This is a genomic window from Streptomyces sp. NPDC054770, from assembly GCF_053611985.1.
The window spans coordinates 56,817-74,029 of sequence record NZ_JBSHBL010000024.1 but is presented as its reverse complement, the minus strand read 5'-3'; the positions used below and the strand labels follow the sequence as shown (position 1 = coordinate 74,029).

Here is a 17,213-nt window from a genome sequence, read left to right as displayed (position 1 = left end):
GCACTCCACCCGTGGAAAGGCCTGCAATGACGCTGACATCCCGACGCTCGTTCCTGATCGCCGGTTCCGCCGCGACAGCGGCCGTGCTCGTCCCGGTCGCCTCCGGCACCGCCACCGCAGCGCCGAAGGCGCCGGGCAGCACGATCTCCGTCGCCGCGGGGGAGACCTACGAACTCGCCGCGACCACCAAGGTCAGCCAGTTGACCATCGGCGACGGCGGCAGGATCGTCGCCCCGGACGGGTACGACATCAGCCTCACCGTCGACGGCGTGGAGACCGGCCAGCTGCTCACCGCGACCGGAGCCACCGGGACCCTCGTCCAGGCCGGCACCTACCGCGGTGACGTCGTCCTCACGGTCGCCGAGTCCAACGACGTCACCTACCAGACCCTCACCTTCCCGTTCCGGCAGGCCCTGTACGTCGGTTCGGGCGGGGTCGACTCCGCGAAGTCCGTACTGTCCGCCGTACGCGGCGGCAAGGTCACCGACACAGCCGCCCGGAACGTGTCGATCGCGTCCACCGGCGAGTGCTTCAACGGCGTCTACGTCGAGAGCGGCAGCTACACCCTGCAGAGCCCCACCATCACCCTCGACGGCAACGGCCGTTCGGACTTCGCCGGGTACGGCGCGGCCGTGGTCGGCGACGGCTCCGCGACCAGGCTGGTCGTGGACGGCGCCCGGATCAGCAACAAGGGCGTGGTCCGCACCACCGTCATCGCCAACGGCGGCGCCAACGTCCTCGTCAGGGACTCCTTCCTGCGGGCCCGCAACGGCGTCCTGCCCGCCGACTACCAGGCCACCGTCGAGACCCCGTACATGGAGTCGGTGCCCTGGATGCTGGGCCTGGACGGCAACGTCCGCGCCACCAACCTGATCGGCGCGGGCAGCATCGCCACCTACCTCAACTCGACCGTGTTCTCGGAAACCTGGGGCGCGCTGTCGGTCGAGGGCGGCAGCGGCCTGAAGCTGACCGCGATCAACTCCCACGTCGGCAACACCGGTGACTACGGCTACGGCACCTACGCCATCGGCGACGCCACCGTGCGCGTCCTCGGCTCCCGCTTCGACGTCGGCTCCTACGCGACGATCATCGCCGGGCCGGCCGCCGTCGTGCACTACGGCGACAGCACCCGCGACGCCGTCGCCGCCCTCAACACCGAGCTGGAACTGGGCCTGTCCAACGCCGAGTTGCGGAGCATCCCGGAACGAAGCACGGTGGTGAACTCCGGTCACTTCGGCTACATGTTCTTCGGCGCCGGGCAACTCACCCTGGACGGCGGCACCGTCATCAACTCCGAGCGGGCCACCTTCCTCAACAAGGGCCAGCAGACCACCATTTCGGTCGACGGCTCGCAGGGCGCCAGGCTCAACCCGCGGGACGGCGTCATCCTCCAGATGATCGAGCTGGACGACCCGGGCCCGGTCCCCGTCAACGGCAAGATGATGAACATCGGCGTCTACACCGAGCCCACCACCGACCCGACCAAGAACTCCTCGTTCGACGTCACCGCCGTGCACGCCACCGACGGCGCCGCCACCTTCAGCTCCATCAGGCTGAAGGGCGACTTCTACAACGGCATGCGCAACGGCAAGAACATGGTCCTCACCTTCGAGGACGCGTCCGTCGAGGGCGTCATCTCGGCGACCAGGGCCAAGCACCGGGTGTCCTCCATCGACTCGTCCACCTTCTACGAGCTGGGCATCGTCACCAACACCGTGCAGGCCGCCGTCAACAACGGCGTGGTGGTGAAGCTGAACAGCGGCTCCACCTGGACGGTCACCGGGACGTCGTACCTGACCAGCCTCACCCTCGCGGCCGACGCGGCCGTGCGGGCACCGCGCGGCAAGTCGGTCAAGCTGACGGTCGACGGCACCGAAACGGCGATCACGGCCGGCTCCAGCTACACGGGCGCCCTCACACTCACCGTGGCCTGATGTCCGGCGCCGTAACGTGACACCGGACAGGAGGCGCGGTCTCTTCCACGGTCCGCGCCTCCTCCGTGTCCGGCGGCAGAAGCTCCCGTAAGCTGGCCGGATGTTCAGCCCCGAAGGCCCGAGCCTCCGTGAACTCACCGTCCAGGCCCTGTCCTCCGTCGAGCGCGGATACGACCTGCTGGCCCCGAAGTTCGACCACACCCCCTTCCGGACCCCCGACCCGGTCCTGGAAGCGGTCGCGAAGGCGCTCACCCCGCTCGGCCCCTTCGAGGACGGCCTCGACCTGTGCTGCGGGACCGGAGCCGGCACCGACGTGCTGGCCCAGGTGTGCCGGCACAGCGTCACCGGGGTCGACTTCAGCGCCGGCATGCTGGAGGTCGCCCGCCGGCAGGCCCCGCCCGAAGGCCCGGACGTCACCTACGTGCGCGGCGACGCCCGGGCCCTGCCGTTCGGACCCGCCTTCGACCTGGTCGTCAGCTTCGGGGCGTTCGGGCACTTCCTGCCCCGGGAGCTGCCCGGCCTCTTCGACCAGGTGCACGCGGTACTGCGGCCGGGCGGCACCTTCGCCTTCCCGGTGCTCGCGCCGCCGCGGCCCACCCGCCCCGGGTTCTGGATGCTGCTGGGCTTCGACGCCGTGATGCGGGTGCGCAACACCCTGTGGCGGCCGCCGTTCGTCATGTACTACCGGGCCTTCCGACTCAGCCTGGTACTGGGGGAGTTGGCACGGGCGGGGTTCGCCGTGGAACTGTCCGCGCTGCCCGAGTTCGGCGAGCGCGACGACGGCAGCCCGCGCGCCCGGCTGGTCGTGGCCCGACGCCGTCAGCCCGACGCCGTCAACCCGCGGCCGGCACCGTGAACTCGTAGACCAGCGCGTCCTGCTGGGCGTCCACCACCAGGTCGGTGATCTCCAGCGGCCGGGCGTACTGGTCGTGCACCCGGCGGGTCACCCGGACCGAGGATGCGTCCGCGACCTGGGTGATGGAGTCCCGGTGGTGCAGGGTGAGGCCTGCCTTGCGCATCCAGTCGTAGGCCCGGCGCAGCTGCGCCGCGGCACTGCCGTCGGCCCGGTCCCGGTAGCGGCCCAGTTCCTCGACCTCGGTCAGGGCCACCGCCGAGAAGGAGGTCACGGCGGTGCGCAGGGCGTGCCCGTCGGGGGAGGCGGACTCGTAGCGGTGCACCAGGGTCGGCCGGTGCGGGGCCAGCCCCAGCGCCGCCGCGTGCTCGGGCGGTGGCTCCTCCCAGGTCACCGTGGCCCGGTCGACCGCGCCGTGTTCCATGGCTCCGGCGCCCACCGGGAAGGCCAGGGAGACCGGGCTCTCCACCGGACGGCCGTGCAGGGTCGCATGGCTGCCGCGCCGGTCGGTGGCCACCAGTCCGCTGTGCCGCAGCACCTCCAGCGCCTGCCGGACGGTCTCCCGGCTGACGCCGAAGTGCTGCGCCAACTGCCGTTCCGCGGGAAGCCGTTCACCCGGCGGCAGGGTGCCGTCGCGCAGTTCGCCGAGGAGTTGTGTCGCGATCCGCCAGTACAGGGGCTGCCCTTCGGTCTCGGAGTGCTCGTGCGGGGTGGTGCGGGCCATGCCGCTCCTCCTGGGGGTGACAAGAAGTAGCCGTGCGGGTTCGTTCCGCGACCACATCTAGCATTGGTCTAAACCATGAGGGAAGAGCGGCCGACGGGTTCGGCCGAAACCGTGCGGGCCTCACAGACTCGCGTAAACGGCGTTGACCAGGGCCGTCTTTCGGGGGTCGTCCGCGATCCGCGGTCCCATGCGGTTCATGACGTAGCCGAGGGAGACGCCTGCTTCCGGGTCGGCCAACCCGCAGGAGCCGCCGAACCCGTCGTGCCCGAAGGCCCGCGGGTTCGGACCGTACGAGCCGTTCCGCCCGCTCAGCCACAGCCCCAGCCCGATTTCGGTGTCGTGCTCGAAACCCGCCCCCAGCACCAGGTCACGGCAGCTGCCCTGGCCCTCCCGCACCCGCTCGGCGGCCGCCGGGGACAGCACGCGCAGGCCGCCGTACTCGCCCCGGCCGGCGAACACCCCGTACAGCGCCGCTACCGCGCGGGCCGTGCCGTGCCCGTTGGCCGCCGGGATCTCGGCCGCCCGCCACTCGGGGGTGTTGGCCGCGCTCGCGCCCACGCCCGGGTTGGCCAGCGCGGCGACGGCGACGGGCGTCAACTGGCTGAAGATCGCAGCCTGTTCACTGTCCGACAGGACCCGGGGATGCACCAGTTCGGCCGCCCGGCCCGATTCCTTCTCCGGCAGTCCGACGGTGAAGTCGATCCCGAGCGGCCTGGTGACCTCCCGCTCCAGGAAGGCGCCCGGGCGCAGCCCCGACACCCGCCGCACCACCTCGCCGACCAGGAAGCCGTAGGTCAGCGCGTGGTAACCGGACCCGGTCCCCGGCTCCCACCAGGGCTCCGTCGCCGCCAGCCGCGCGGTCGTCAGCTCCCAGTCGTAGAGGTCCTGGAGCGAGTGCGGCTCGCGCAGGCCGGACAGTCCGGCCCGGTGCGAGAGCAGATGGCGGACCAGCACCCGCTCCTTGCCGGCCGCCGCGAACTCGGGCCAGTAGTCGGCCACCGGCGCGTCGAGGTCGAGCAGTCCCCGGTCGGCGAGGAGGTGCGCGCACAGGGCCACCGGCCCCTTGGTGGTGGACCAGACGTTGACCAGGGTGTCGCGCTCCCACGGCCGGCGGTGTGCCGGATCCGCCCAGCCGCCCCAGAGGTCCACCACGGTCTCGCCGCCGACCGTCACCGCGACGGCGGCGCCCAGTTCCTCCCGGTCCCGGAAGTTCTCCTCGAACGCCTCCCGCACCGCCGCGAAACGCGGTGCGCAGTGGCCGTGGACCTGTGGCTCGTGCTCGGACATGCGTCCTCCGTCGTACGCCGGAAAACCCGGACCGCGACGCTGCGGTCCGGGCACCCCGAACGTACCGACTGGTCGGACCGGAGGGAAGATCAGAGCAGGAAGAGCCGCCCGGCCGGCTCCTGATGCCCCTCGGTGCCGTGCCAGTAGTCGCGGGACTCCACCGCCAGACCCCGCGCGTCGAACCGCACGAAAACGCACCCCGCCAGCGTGGCCGCCGTACCGCCCTCCTCGGACCGCACCCGGAACTCCGCCGCCGCGACCCCGTCCGGACCCACCAGCGGGGCCGAGAACCTCACGTCCGGCACCCGCTCGGCCTCGAACGACCAGCGCAGATAGGCGGCGAGCGCGTCCCGCCCCCGGTGCGGTTCGCGGAACGGCATCGAGCGGTGCACGCAGTCCTCGGCGTACAGGGCGAGCAGCGCCTCCACGTCGTGCGCGGCCCAGCCCCGCTCCCAGACCCGGACGAACCGCTCGGCGGCCTCGCGCGTGTCCATCTCCGCCGCCTCCTCAGACGTACGAGCGCAGCCAGCGCAGCTTCGCCGCCTCCTGGTACGGGCCGCCGCCCTCGTGGTCGTTGTAGTCGTACACCTCGATCGTCTTGTCCTCGTGCGCCCAGGAGTTGAAGGCCGCGAAGACCGTGGACGGCGGGCAGGTCTGGTCCTCCAGGCCCGCCGAGAACAGCGCCGGGGCCCGGCCGCGCGCCGCGAAGTGCACCCCGTCGAAGTAGGAGAGGGTGCGCTGCACATCCGCCGAGCGGCCGCGATGGGTCTTGAGGAACAGGGCGATCTCCCGGTACGGGTGACGGTCCGTCAGCGTGGTGGCGCGCGGGAAGTCGCACAGGAACGGCACGTCCGGCGCGACCGCCACCAGGTCCGGGACCAGACCGCCGACGGCCACGGTGATCCCGCCGCCCTGGCTGGCCCCGAGCGCCGCGGTCCGCGTGGCGTCGGTCAGCGGGTGCGAACGGGCCGCCTCCACCGCCCGTACCGCGTCCGTGAACACCCGCCGGTAGTAGTAGTTCTCCGGCGCCTCGATGCCCCGGGTCATGAACCCGGGGTACGCCGGTGCGCCGCCCACCGGGTCCGCGGTGCCGCCCCCGCCGCCCCAGGCGCTGCCCTGGCCGCGGGTGTCCATGGTGAAGTGCGCCCGTCCCGTCGACGCCCAGAGCAGGTTCTCGTGCGGCAGCCCGCGGCCGCCGCCGTACCCGACGAACTCCACGACCAGCGGCAGCGGTTCGGTGGCACCGGCCGGCAGCCGCAGCCAGCCCTTGACCGGGTGGCCGCCGAACCCGGCGAACGTCACGTCGTAGACGTCCACCGTGGACAGCCCGGTGTCGACCGGCTCGAAGCGGGCGTCGAGATCGTGTTCGCGGGCCTCCTGGAGCGTCTTTGACCAGAAGGCGTCGAAGTCGTCGGGCGCCACCGACTCGCTGCGGTGTTCGCGGAGCTCGTCCAGGGGAAGGTCGAACAGGGCCATCGACAACCGCCTTTGTGAAGGGTAGGTGCGGATGATCACACCGTACGTGGGTGGTCCGACGAGTCGCCAGGCCTCTGCGTCGCCCGGCGCCTACGATGAGGCCATGCCGTCTGCCGTTGATCTGCTGGTCAGGGACGCCGGACTGCTCGTCGTGGACGGCGGGCAGGAGATCCCGGGCGGCTGGGTGGCCATAGCCGGTGGTCGGGTCACCGCGGTCGGCACCGCGGGCACCGAACCCGAGGCCCGTACGGTCCGCTCCGCCTCCGGACGGCTCGTCACCCCCGGCCTCGTCAACACCCACCACCACATCTACCAGAACCTCACCCGCTCCTACGCCCCCGCCGTGGGCGGCTCCCTCTTCGACTGGCTGACCACCCTCTACCCCCTGTGGGCGGCCCTCGACGAGGAGGCCGCCTACGTCTCCGCGTACGTAGGCATGGCGGAACTCCTCATGGGCGGCTGCACCACCTCCTCCGACCACCTCTATGTGCATCCGCGCCCCGGCCTGGTCGACGCCGAGATCCGCGCGGCCCGCGACATCGGCTTCCGCTTCCACGCCACCCGCGGTTCGATGACCCGCTCAGTCGAGGACGGCGGACTGCCGCCAAGGAGCGTCACCCAGACCACCGACGAGGTCCTCGCCGACAGCGAACGGCTCGTCAAGGCCCACCACGACCCCGAACCGGGTGCCCTGATCCGGGTCGCGCTCGCCCCCTGCTCGCCCTTCTCGGTGACCAAGGAGGTGATGACCGCGACCGCCGAACTCGCCGAGCGGTACGACGTCCGGCTGCACACCCACCTCGCCGAGGACCGTGACGAGGACACCTACTGCCTGGAGACCTACGGCTGCCGTCCCGTCGAGTACTTCGAGGACTGCGGCTGGATGAGCGACCGCACCTGGGTCGCCCACTGCATCTACCCGAACGACGCCGAACTGGGGCGCCTCGCGGCCGCGGGCGTCGGCGTGGCGCACTGCCCCAGCTCCAACATGCTCATCGGCGGCGGCACCGCCCGGGTGCGCGAGATGCGCGACCTCGGACTGCCCGTCGGGATCGGCTGCGACGGCTCGGCCTCCACGGATCACGCCTCGCTCTGGATGGAGACCCGCAACGCCCTGCTGCTCGGCCGCTACCGGGGCGGACCCGCCGCCATGACCGCCCGGGACGCCCTGGACATCGCCACCCGCGGCTCGGCCCGCTGCCTGGGCCGCGCCGACGAACTCGGCCACCTGCGCCCCGGCGCCTGCGCCGACCTGGTCGTCTGGGACCTCCACGAGGTCGCCCTGGCCGGCGCCCTCACCGACCCCGTCGAGGCCTGGCTGCGCTGCGGACCCGCACGGGCGTGGACGACGGTGGTGGCCGGCCGGGTACTGGTCGACACGGGCGAGCCCGTCCTGCCCGGACTCACCGACGCACTGCGCACCCACGCGCGCGTGGCCCGCCGCATCCAGATGGTCGGCTAGGAGATTTCAGGCGCGCCCCCGGGTCCAGTCCGGTCCGGTGCGGGCCCACTCCTGCTCCCACTCGGCGAGCCGGTGGCGCAGGGCCACCCGGCGTACGACACCGTGGCCGATCAGCACCACGGCCGCCGCGCCGGCCGCCCCGCACAGGCCCACGGTGACCGTGTGCTGCCAGACGGCGACGTCGTCGGGCGGCGGGGCGACGCCGTGCCCCTGCCGGTCGAACCACACGTCCACCACATCACCGGTCCTGGTCCCGGCCGGAACCAGGGCCAGGGCGGTCCTCGTCCCCGTTCCGGGCACGGTCCAGCGGACACTCGTCTGGTAGGCGTGCGCCCGGTCGCCGCCCTGCACCGAGGGCAGCTGCTCCGGGGTGCCGCCGACCACCACGGCCCTCACCATGTGCCGCTGGGCTCGCTCCGCCGCCGCCACCGACCGCGCCTGCTCATGGGCCCACAACCCGGCGACCGCCCCGACCAGGGGCGCGCCCACGCACAGCAGGGCCACGACGGCCAGCGCGATCCACGCCTCCACCACGTCGGACTTGCGCCGCAGCGGGTTCTGCCGCCAGCGCCAGTCACGCACCCGGATACGCATGTCGACCTCCTCGCCGCCACAAGAGCCGGAGGGCCGGACAGCCGGTCCGCAGCTCCCAGCGTGCCCCCGCTCGCATGCGAGCGTCCACACGGGAGTGGTACCCCGAACGGAGCACCCGCTCTCCCCGGAGTCCCCGGATGCGTCAGCGGCTGAAGCACAGGTTCCGCCGCGCGCCCCGGCCGGGCGCCGGTCAGGCACCAGATGAGGCGGAGGTGCCTGCGATGTACCGGGTGAGGAGGTCGCGGCAGACCGGCGCGAGCGCCGGGTCCGACAGGCCGCGTTTGGGCAGGAGGACGGTGGCATGGCCCGCGGGGTCCAGGAGGACGAACTGTCTGTCGGATTCCGTGAACGAACCGAACTGGGACCAGGCATGGACAACGGTCCGCCCCTCCATGCTGATCGTCAGGGCGTCCGGTCCGATCTCCGTCTCGTGCGCCAGCCGCATTCTCGGTGAGCGCCGCCGGATCGCGCGCGCCCTGCGGCGCAGACTCTGCCGCGAGGTGACGGCGAACGACCTGACGACGAAGCGGACCAGAACCATCGCGAGCACCAGGGCGGGAATCCACCACTGCCAGGCCGGTCCGGCGACGGCCAGCAACACCACCAGGCTCCACAGGGCCACGAGAACGACGACCGCCTGGCCCAGTGCCCGCCCGCGCAGACGCCGCAGCACGGGCGCGCGGGTGAGCACTTCGAGGAGGTCGTCGGCCTCCGGGACGTACCTCAGCGTCAGCGTCGGCTGCATCATCCCCCCTGCCCTCGACGGGCGAGCCCGCGCATCGTAGTGCCGGGCGCCGCAGAAGGGGAGTGAAGAACCCAGGTCAGGACCCCGATCATTGCGGCCGTATGAACGATCCACGCGCGCGGGAATAGCGGCCGCGTGCCCGTCCTTGGCGCTGATTGCGGCCGCCGGGACACCGGTGAGGCACCAGAGAGCGAGGAAACACGATGCCCAAGGCGTACGTCTACACCAGGCACGGCGGGCCCGAGACGGAGGCCTTCGCCGACGTCGACCGGCCCGTTCCCGGCCCCGGTGAACTGCTGATCTCGGTCCGCGCGGCGGGGGTCAACCCCGTCGACTGGAAGCTGCGCAACGGCTTCCGCCGCCCCGGCGAGGGGGAGGCGCGCTTCCCGGTCGTCCTGGGCAGCGAGGCCGCCGGTGTGGTCGAGGAGACCGGCGCGGGCGTGACCGGGTTCGCGGCCGGCGACGAGGTCTTCGGCAACACGCCCAGCGGCGCGTTCGCCGAGTACGCCCTGCTGACGGCGTCCGTGACGGCGCACAAGCCCGCCGCGCTGTCCTTCACCGACGCCGCCACCCTGCCCGTGGCCGCGGCCACCGCCTACGACGGCGTACGCCAGCTCGACCTGCCCGAGGGCGCGACCCTGCTGGTCACCGGTGCGGGCGGCGGGGTCGGCGCGGCGGCCCTCCAGGTCGCCCGTGCCTGGGGGCTGCGGGTGCTGGGCGTGGCGAGCGAGGCCAAGAAGGACGTCGTGGAGTCGTTGGGCGCCGTGCACGTGCCCTCCGGCCCGGGGTGGGCCGACCGGGTGCGGGCGGCCGCGCCCGGGGGCGTGGACGGCGTCTACGACCTGGTCGGCGGCGAGGTGCTCACCGAGGCGGCCGGGCTCCTCGCCGACCGCACCAAGCTGATCACCGCGGGTGCCCCGCCGCAGACCGTCGCCGCGCTGGGCGGCGCCCGGGTGGAACGCGCCAGGACCGCCGCGGTCCTGGACGAGGTGGCCGAACTCGTCGTCGCCGGTGAACTGGACCCCCATGTCTCGCGGACCTTCCCGCTGGACAGGGCCGACGAGGCGCTGCGTACCGTCGAGGACGGGCACGCCCTCGGCAAGATCGTGATCGAGGTCGCCGGATGAGCGTCCCGAACTCCCGCGAGGCCCGCGAGGGCGCCCCGCACGTCCTGGACAACGCCGCCCGCGCCTCGCTCACCGGCCCGCACGCCCGCTTCGCCGAGCGGCGCGGCCGGATCCTGCGCTACCCGGTCGACGTCTCCCCGTGGCTGGCGCTGCCGGAGGCCCCGAACGCCGACGACTGGGCGGATCTCGCCGCCCTGGCCGGCCCCGGCACGGAGATCGGGCTGGCCGGCTACCTCGGAGAGCTCCCGGACGGCTGGGAGCTCACGATGAACATCGCGGGCGTGCAGCTGGTGGACGAGGGCATGGCGGCGGCTCCGGAGCCGGAGGCGATCCGGCTCGGTCCGGCCGACGTACCGGAGATTCTCGACCTGGTCGCGCGCACCCGCCCCGGCCCGTTCCTGCCCCGCACCATCGAACTCGGCACCTATCTGGGCATCCGCCGCGACGGCAAGCTGATCGCGATGGCGGGGGAGCGGCTGCACCCGCCGGGCTGGACCGAGATCAGCGCGGTCTGCACCGACCAGGCCCACCGCGGCGAGGGCCTCGCGACCCGGCTCATCCGCGCGGTCGCGCACGGCATCCGGGAACGCGGCGAGACACCCTTCCTGCACACCGGCGCCGAGAACACCACCGCGATCCGGCTGTACGAGTCGCTCGGCTTCCGCCTGCGCCGCCGCACCGCCTTCCTCGCGGTCAGGGTGCCCGAGCAGCTGGGTCAGTCGTCGGCGGAGCCCGCCGGGGCCCCGGCGTTGTAGCGCTCCAGGTATCCGGCGAACCTGACCAGGTCCTCCTCCGGCCAGTCCGCCAGCCGCTCCCGGAAGGCGGCCCGGCGGCTCCGCGTGACCTGGGCCAGGATCTCCTGCCCGGCCTCCGTCAGATGCAGCACCTGGACCCGGTGGTCCTCCGGGTCCAGGCGCCGCTCGACCAGCCCCGCCTGCTCCAGCGCCGCCACCTGCCGGCTGACCGTCGACTTGTCCAGCGCGTAGTGCGCGGCCAGATCGGTGGCCCGGCAGCCGCCGCGCTCCTCCAGATGCCCGAGCAGCGTGTACGACACCAGCGACAGCTCGGGGTGCATACGTCCGGCCGATGCCCGGGCCCGGCGCGCGAAGGTCGTCATCTCACGCTGGATCGTCTCGACTGCCGTCTCCGCCGCGGTCACGGGAACACCTTCGACGGCCGCGCCTTCCACCGCAACGCCCTCACGGGAATACCTCCTCCGACGGTCTAGTTGTATAGTACAACTTGCCCGTGAGTTGTATAAGCCAACTAGTTTGGCCGCAAGGATCTGGAGGTCGTACGCGATGAGGTCACCGGCACTGCGCCATGTGCTCACGCACCTGATCACCCCGCTGCTGATGTGCCTGGGCATGGGGCTCGCCTACATGGGTGCGTTCGTCCACCCGGAGCCGAACCACCTGCCCGTGGCCGTGGTCGGGGCCGGACCGGAAGCGAAGGTGTTGGCGCAGACCATCAAGGACACCGCCGGCGACAAGCTCGGCGTCCGTACCGTCCCCACCCGCGCCGCGGCCGTCGACCTGCTCAGGTCCCGTACTGTGACCGGCGCCTATGTGCCGAGCGCCAAGGCGCCGGAACTGATCGTCGCCAGCGCCGCCTCCGACATGGGCGCCACGGCCGTCGAGAAGGCCTTCACCCCGCTCGCCGACCAGGAGGGCGTGGCCCTCAAGGTCACCGACGTGGCGAAGCCGGTCGCCGACGACCCCACAGGACAGGGCCTCTTCTTCCTGCTCATCGCCCTGAGCATCGGCTCCTACGCCTCGGTCGCCGCTCTCGGCGCGGCCGGCGCGGAGCTCCCCATGCGGATACGCGCCCTGCTGGCGCTCGGCGTCTCCGCCGTCGTCAGCGGCATCGGCGCCCTGCTCGCCGGACCGGTGTTCCGCCTCGCCCACCACGACCTGGCCGGTGTCTGGGGCATGGCCTGGCTCTACTCCGCCGGCATCCTCTTCATCGGCGTCGGCCTGCACACCTTCCTCAAGCGGTGGACCACGCTGACCATGATGGTGCTGTTCGTGATGCTCAACTTCACCAGCTCCGGCGGGTTGTTCCGCCCCGAGTTGCAGAACGGCTTCTTCGGCACCCTGCACGCCTTCTGGAACGGGGCCGGCTTCGTCGAGGGCGTCCGCAGCCTGCTGTACTTCGGCAGCGACGGCCTGAGCCGCAACGTGTGGACCCTCGCGGTCTGGCTGCTGGCCGGACTCGCGGTCACCGCGATCGCCGCGGCCCACGAGCGGCCCGGGACGGCCCAGGCCGCCTCCGTGGCCGTACCCGACTCCCCTGCCGAACTGGTCGCGGAGGCCGAGGAGGAGACCGAGGAGACGGTCGGCGTCTGACCACCCGACCGGCGGACGGTCTGTCCGGCGGACCGGCCGCCGGGCAGACCGTCCGGCCGTCCGCCGCGGTAGACCGTCCGGCCGTCCGCCGGTAATCCGTCCGGCCGGCGCCCCGCGTCCGGATAGGCTCCCCGCTGATGACTTCACTCTCCGATTCCGATTCCGACACCACCACCGCGGTCGTCTCCGCGCTGCGCGCCGCCGGTTGCGTCTTCGCCGAGGACGAGGCGGAGCTGATCCTCGCCACCGCCCGCACCCCGGACGAACTGGCCGCGCTGGTGGACCGGCGCGCCGCCGGACAGCCCCTCGAACACGTCCTCGGCTGGGCCGAGTTCCACGGGCTGCGAGTCCTCGTGGGACCCGGCGTCTTCGTGCCCCGGCGCCGTACCGAGTTCCTGGTCGACCAGGCTCTGGCCCAGGTCCCCGGCGCGTCCGTCGTCGTGGACCTGTGCTGCGGCTCCGGTGCGGTCGGCGCGGCCCTCGCGGCCGCCCTCGGGGACGTCGAACTGCACGCCGCCGACATCGACCCGGCAGCGGTCGGCTGCGCCCGCCGCAACATCGCCCCCTACGGCGGCCACGCCCACGTCGGCGACCTGTTCGACGCCCTGCCCGCCGCGCTGCGCGGCCGGACCGGCATCCTCGCGGCCAACGTGCCCTACGTCCCCAGCGAGGAGGTCGGGCTGCTGCCCGCCGAGGCCCGCGAGCACGAGCCGCTGGTGGCCCTCGACGGCGGCGGCGACGGTCTCGACGTGCTGCGCAGGGTCGCCGCCGGAGCACGGGAGTGGCTCGCCCCCGGCGGCTGCGTCCTGGTCGAGACGAGCGAACGCCAGGCCGAGCACGCCGTCGCCGCCTTCCGCCACGCAGGCCTGGCCACCCGGCTCGCCGTCTCCGAGGAGCTGTACGCCAACGTCGTGCTGGGCGTGCGCGACTGAGACCGGCCGGACCATCTGATCACGTACTGTGGCTCCGCATGACCGACTCAGGGATCGAGATCACCGCAGACCTGGTCCGCGACCTGCTGCGCGAGCAGCATCCAGACCTCGCAGAGCTGGCCATCCGCGAGGTGGCGGGCGGCTGGGGCAACCAGATGTGGCGCCTCGGGGACGAGTTGGCCGTGCGTATGCAGCGCATGCACCCCACCCCGGAACTGCAGCTCAACGAGCGGCGGTGGCTGCCCGTGCTGGCCCCGCGCCTGCCGCTCCCGGTGCCGACCCCGGTGCGGTCGGGAGAACCGTCCGAGCGCTTCCCCAAGCACTGGACCGTGATGACATGGGTCCCCGGCGAGCCGCTGGACCACTCCTCGATCAGCCGCGGCGACCACGCGGCCGACACTCTGGCGGGCTTCCTCAGGGCGCTCCATGTGGAGGCTCCCGCCGACGCACCGGCCGGTTCGGACCGCGGCGGTCACCCCAAGGAGCACTCGGACGGCTTCGAGAACTTCTTGCAGGCCATCGCCCCCGGCGGGTTTGCCGCCGACGTCGCGGCCGTTCGGGCCGTCTGGGACGATGCGGTTGCGGCCCCCGAGTACGAGGGCCGGCCGGTATGGGTGCACGGTGACCTCCATCCCGCGAATGTCGTCGTCGCGGACGGGACGCTCGCGGGCGTGATCGATTTCGATGCCATGTTCGCCGGCGATCCGGCGTGGGACCTCGCCGCCGCATGGGTGCTGCTTCCTTCGGACGCTGTCCCCCGGTTCTTCGAGGGGTACGCGGATGCGGACGACGCGATGATCCGGCGCGCCCGAGGGCTGGCCGTCGTGAAGAGCCTTTTCCTCATCCTCATGGGCCAGAACGGAGACCGGGGCCTTCCCGGCGGCAAGCCGGCATGGGGACCCGCGGGCCGGGCGGCGCTCGACCGTGTTCTGACATCCGGCTCGGGCCGGCCCTCTCGCGTATAGGTGAACGGACAGCATTCCGAAGCCGGTTCGGGAGGTGTTCGACGACCACGGGTCCCGTGCGGTCCGGTCAGGACGTGGGCGCGTCCGGCTTCGGCTTCCGCTGCACATCGGTCACGTTCACGCCCTCCGTCTCCGGAGCCCCGAACGCGTCGACGGTCACCCCGCTGCCGGACCCGGTGACCTCCAGAGCCAGGTGGCTGCCGATCATGCGCAGGTCCAGCCTTGCCCGGGGCGCGCCCGCCTTGTTCGGCATCCGGTGAATCCGCGACTCCGGGTAGTCCAGGTCCGACAGCTTCTTGCGCAAGGTCTCGTAGCCGGTCGTCCTCGCGTCCTTGAACGCCTCGCTGATGCGCTGCGCGTGCTCGCCGCCGGTGCACTTCTCGATACCGGTCAGCGGCACCTCCTCGACCGGCTCGGCCTCGGTGGGGGCAGGGGCCGGCTGCGTCGGCGTGGGGCCGTCCACGGGAACCGGTATGTCTCCAGCGGCGTCCGGAACACCCGACGGGGTCTCACCCGGCCCGTATCTCGGTGAGTTCGCGCCCTCCCAGCCCGGCAGGTCCTCGGGCTCGGGCACGCCACCGCTGCCGATGTCGCCGGGGGCGTCGGGAGCGCAGCTGTGTGTGATGCGGGTCAGCAGGGCAAGGAACCGCGTCTGCCGTTCGCTCACCCTCGACGGAGCGGCCGGCGGGGTTGCAGCCGAGACGCCGCCGCCTGCCGGGGTCTGATCGGTGGTGCCGTTCCGAGTGCCGCAGCCGGACAGGAGCAGGCAGCCGAGGACGGCCACCAGCACGGGCTTGGGGAGGGATGTCGATCGCATGCACGCACCATGCAGGATGCTGATGACCGCGCACATGAGTGCTCGTACTCACGAGGCTACGGCTGTCGGGGTCGGTGGTCGGTCTCGGCAGCGGGTGGGGAGGCGTTGTCGGCACGCCGGCGGTAAAGGCGCTTCCCGGCAAAGGGGTTGACGGGCAGACGGGCACGCAGCGGCTGCCGGACGCGGACGTGCAGCCGCGTCATGAGCTGGAGGGCCCGGGCGGCCGGTGTCGGATCGCTGAGATCGTCGGTCAGGGCCACTTCGACGCCGCCGCTGAACCGCGCGGTGTAGTTGTACATGAAGCTGCACAGGCACGCCAGGGCGGTACCCAGGACGATCTCCAGCGTGACGACCCCGGTGGCGATGACCACCGTCTCCCACGGCGTCGGCCACTCGCCCGGGGCCGCGACGGCCAGGGTCACCGACGTGGCGAACGCGGCGCCGAGGACGCACACCCCCAGGCCCGCCAGGAAGAAGAAGCTCATCACCGTGACCGACCAGGGGTTGGTCTCGGATATGCGCAGGTGGCTCGGCCCGCCCGGTGGAGCGTGCGGCAGGGTGTGATCACGCGTCGGCGTCGGCTGCGGTGCGCCGGGTTCGGGTCTCGCCGGGGTGGGCGCCGTCGGTGCCGTCACGATGCGTGACGAGATCCTCGGCGTCCGCCTGCGGGCAGTGCTGCGGGTCCTGCTGTGCTTGGTTCGGCTCATGTCCGCTCCCTGGCTGGTCCTCACCTGCGACGTTATGTGGAGGTGTGTGGCCGCGCATCCCCGGCGGTGACGGTGAGTGAACGGGAGCCCGGCCGACCTCCGTTCGGGGCGGATGCCGGCGCCCGGTCCGCCCGGCCGCGACACGAAACATCTCGCGCCCGTTCACAGATACATACATTCGTGATTGTATGTTGCGATGACTCGACACAGCGACCGCGGGCTCGTGATCTTCGGTGCCGACGACGTACGACGGCTCGGCGACGACGCGGTCATCGACACCCAACGACGTGCGTTCCTCGCTCTCGAGGACGGCACCGCCCAACTCGGTGCCCGCGTCATCCTCGCCGGAGAAGGCGACTCGGTCGTCTTCTCCTACGCCGCCCGGATGAACACCTCGGCCGCACCCGTGACCAAGTTCGGAAGCGTGGTCCCCGGCAACCGGGACCGGGGACTGCCGGCGGTCTCCGCGATCGTGGTCGCGCTCGACCCGGTCACCGGCCGCCCGCGCGCGATCGCCGACGGCGAAGCCGTGACGGAAGCCCGCACGGTGGCCGCCGGCATCCTGGCCGCCACCGCGCTGGCCTCCGCCACGGAGGACATCGCAGTGCTGGGCAGCGGCCGGCAGGGCCGCCTGCACGCCGCCTGGGCCATCCGGCACCTGGCACCCTCGACGGTGACCCTCTGGTCGCCGCACGACCCGGACCTGGAGCAGTTCGCCGCCGGCCTTCGCGACACCGGAAGCGCCACGGTCCGCACCAGCGACTCCGCCGCGGCGGCCGTCCGCGGTGCCGACGTGGTGTTCTCCTGCACCACCAGCAGGACTCCGGTGCTCGAGCGGTCGTGGCTGCGAACGGGCGCCACCGTGATCAGCATCGGCAGCTTCGCCGCCGACCGGTGCGAGATCGGCGGCGACATCGTGTCCTCCGCCAGGCTCGTCGTCGACGACATCCCCACCGCCGTCGCTCAGGCCGGGCCGATCGTCAAGGCCCTCGCCGAGGGAACCGTCCGACACACCGACCTCCACGCACTGGGCTCGGTGCTGGCCGGCCGAACCCCTGCAAGGAGCAGCGCCGAGGAGATCGTCTACTACAACAGCGTCGGGATCGGCCTCCAGGACGCCGCGGTGATGGACGAGCTCATCGCCGGTGCCGACGAGCTGGGCTGGGGGCGGCACCTTGACCTGTGACGGGTTCTGTGACGGGTTCCGCCAGACCGCGGACCGCGCCGGCGTCGCCATGGCCG

The 17,213-nt window shown here is 72.4% G+C and carries 18 protein-coding genes; 9 read left to right on the top strand and 9 right to left on the bottom strand.

The genetic code is table 11. The features are described 5' to 3' along the window. Positions 1-26: 26 nt before the first annotated feature. Together ACWGKQ_RS22010 and ACWGKQ_RS22005 are read left to right on the top strand one after the other, a co-directional pair. Positions 27-1,934: a hypothetical protein gene (locus tag ACWGKQ_RS22010; protein ID WP_453293631.1), complete on the top strand. Its 1,908-nt coding sequence runs from the start codon at positions 27-29 to the stop codon at positions 1,932-1,934. Positions 1,935-2,034: 100 nt separating this feature from the next. Continuing rightward, entirely contained in the window at positions 2,035-2,790 is a 756-nt protein-coding gene (locus tag ACWGKQ_RS22005) for a class I SAM-dependent methyltransferase (RefSeq protein ID WP_453293630.1), read from the top strand. Here the strand turns inward: ACWGKQ_RS22005 and ACWGKQ_RS22000 are convergent. The 4 genes from ACWGKQ_RS22000 to ACWGKQ_RS21985 form a co-directional block, all read right to left on the bottom strand. After that, positions 2,768-3,511: a GntR family transcriptional regulator gene (locus ACWGKQ_RS22000; RefSeq protein ID WP_453293629.1), complete on the bottom strand. Its 744-nt coding sequence runs from the start codon at positions 3,509-3,511 to the stop codon at positions 2,768-2,770. The genes ACWGKQ_RS22005 and ACWGKQ_RS22000 overlap by 23 nt on opposite strands. Positions 3,512-3,631: 120 nt before the next feature. Beyond that, positions 3,632-4,798 (bottom strand): serine hydrolase domain-containing protein, encoded by a 1,167-nt coding sequence (locus ACWGKQ_RS21995; protein WP_453293628.1) that lies wholly within the window; start codon positions 4,796-4,798, stop codon positions 3,632-3,634. An 89-nt stretch (positions 4,799-4,887) separates the two neighbouring features. Further along, the gene (locus tag ACWGKQ_RS21990) at positions 4,888-5,292 is read right to left on the bottom strand and encodes a nuclear transport factor 2 family protein (protein WP_453293627.1); all 405 of its coding nucleotides are present in this window, start codon (positions 5,290-5,292) and stop codon (positions 4,888-4,890) included. Positions 5,293-5,305: 13 nt separating this feature from the next. Next, positions 5,306-6,274, bottom strand: a complete 969-nt coding sequence (locus ACWGKQ_RS21985) for an acetylxylan esterase (protein WP_453293626.1) — start codon at positions 6,272-6,274, stop codon at positions 5,306-5,308. Between the two features lie 103 nt (positions 6,275-6,377). Here ACWGKQ_RS21985 and ACWGKQ_RS21980 point away from each other — a divergent pair, with 103 nt between their 5' ends. Beyond that, the gene (locus ACWGKQ_RS21980; protein ID WP_453293625.1) at positions 6,378-7,736 is read left to right on the top strand and encodes an 8-oxoguanine deaminase; all 1,359 of its coding nucleotides are present in this window, start codon (positions 6,378-6,380) and stop codon (positions 7,734-7,736) included. A 6-nt stretch (positions 7,737-7,742) separates the two neighbouring features. On the opposite strand, the gene ACWGKQ_RS21975 is transcribed toward ACWGKQ_RS21980, so the two are convergent. Further along, positions 7,743-8,330 carry an Rv1733c family protein gene (locus tag ACWGKQ_RS21975; protein ID WP_453293624.1) on the bottom strand — a complete coding sequence of 196 codons (588 nt, stop codon included), beginning with the start codon at positions 8,328-8,330 and terminating at the stop codon, positions 7,743-7,745. Between the two features lie 190 nt (positions 8,331-8,520). Further along, positions 8,521-9,078 (bottom strand): hypothetical protein, encoded by a 558-nt coding sequence (locus ACWGKQ_RS21970; protein WP_453293623.1) that lies wholly within the window; start codon positions 9,076-9,078, stop codon positions 8,521-8,523. 200 nt (positions 9,079-9,278) lie between these two features. Here ACWGKQ_RS21970 and ACWGKQ_RS21965 point away from each other — a divergent pair, with 200 nt between their 5' ends. After that, a complete protein-coding gene (locus tag ACWGKQ_RS21965; RefSeq protein WP_453293622.1) occupies positions 9,279-10,202 on the top strand; it encodes an NADP-dependent oxidoreductase in 924 nt (307 codons plus the stop codon). Continuing rightward, positions 10,199-10,957, top strand: coding sequence for a GNAT family N-acetyltransferase (locus tag ACWGKQ_RS21960; RefSeq protein WP_453293621.1), 759 nt, complete (start codon positions 10,199-10,201; stop codon positions 10,955-10,957). The genes ACWGKQ_RS21965 and ACWGKQ_RS21960 overlap by 4 nt, the downstream gene beginning before the upstream one ends. On the opposite strand, the gene ACWGKQ_RS21955 is transcribed toward ACWGKQ_RS21960, so the two are convergent. Beyond that, positions 10,918-11,319 carry a MarR family winged helix-turn-helix transcriptional regulator gene (locus ACWGKQ_RS21955; RefSeq protein WP_453293679.1) on the bottom strand — a complete coding sequence of 134 codons (402 nt, stop codon included), beginning with the start codon at positions 11,317-11,319 and terminating at the stop codon, positions 10,918-10,920. The two genes, ACWGKQ_RS21960 and ACWGKQ_RS21955, sit on opposite strands and share 40 nt — an antisense overlap. Positions 11,320-11,503: 184 nt before the next feature. Here ACWGKQ_RS21955 and ACWGKQ_RS21950 point away from each other — a divergent pair, with 184 nt between their 5' ends. The 3 genes from ACWGKQ_RS21950 to ACWGKQ_RS21940 all read left to right on the top strand — a co-directional run bounded on the left by ACWGKQ_RS21950 (position 11,504) and on the right by ACWGKQ_RS21940 (position 14,447). After that, entirely contained in the window at positions 11,504-12,550 is a 1,047-nt protein-coding gene (locus ACWGKQ_RS21950; RefSeq protein WP_453293620.1) for a hypothetical protein, read from the top strand. A 137-nt stretch (positions 12,551-12,687) separates the two neighbouring features. Then, a complete protein-coding gene (locus ACWGKQ_RS21945; RefSeq protein WP_453293619.1) occupies positions 12,688-13,482 on the top strand; it encodes a putative protein N(5)-glutamine methyltransferase in 795 nt (264 codons plus the stop codon). Between the two features lie 38 nt (positions 13,483-13,520). After that, on the top strand, positions 13,521-14,447 hold the full coding sequence (locus ACWGKQ_RS21940) for an aminoglycoside phosphotransferase family protein (protein ID WP_453293618.1): 927 nt from the start codon (positions 13,521-13,523) through the stop codon (positions 14,445-14,447). A 67-nt stretch (positions 14,448-14,514) separates the two neighbouring features. Here the strand turns inward: ACWGKQ_RS21940 and ACWGKQ_RS21935 are convergent, their stop codons facing one another. Then, positions 14,515-15,264 (bottom strand): hypothetical protein, encoded by a 750-nt coding sequence (locus ACWGKQ_RS21935; RefSeq protein ID WP_453293617.1) that lies wholly within the window; start codon positions 15,262-15,264, stop codon positions 14,515-14,517. Positions 15,265-15,320: 56 nt separating this feature from the next. Beyond that, positions 15,321-15,971, bottom strand: coding sequence for a DUF3566 domain-containing protein (locus ACWGKQ_RS21930; RefSeq protein ID WP_453293616.1), 651 nt, complete (start codon positions 15,969-15,971; stop codon positions 15,321-15,323). A 196-nt stretch (positions 15,972-16,167) separates the two neighbouring features. Here ACWGKQ_RS21930 and ACWGKQ_RS21925 point away from each other — a divergent pair, with 196 nt between their 5' ends. Further along, on the top strand, positions 16,168-17,157 hold the full coding sequence (locus ACWGKQ_RS21925; protein WP_453293615.1) for an ornithine cyclodeaminase family protein: 990 nt from the start codon (positions 16,168-16,170) through the stop codon (positions 17,155-17,157). Positions 17,158-17,213: the final 56 nt, after the last annotated feature.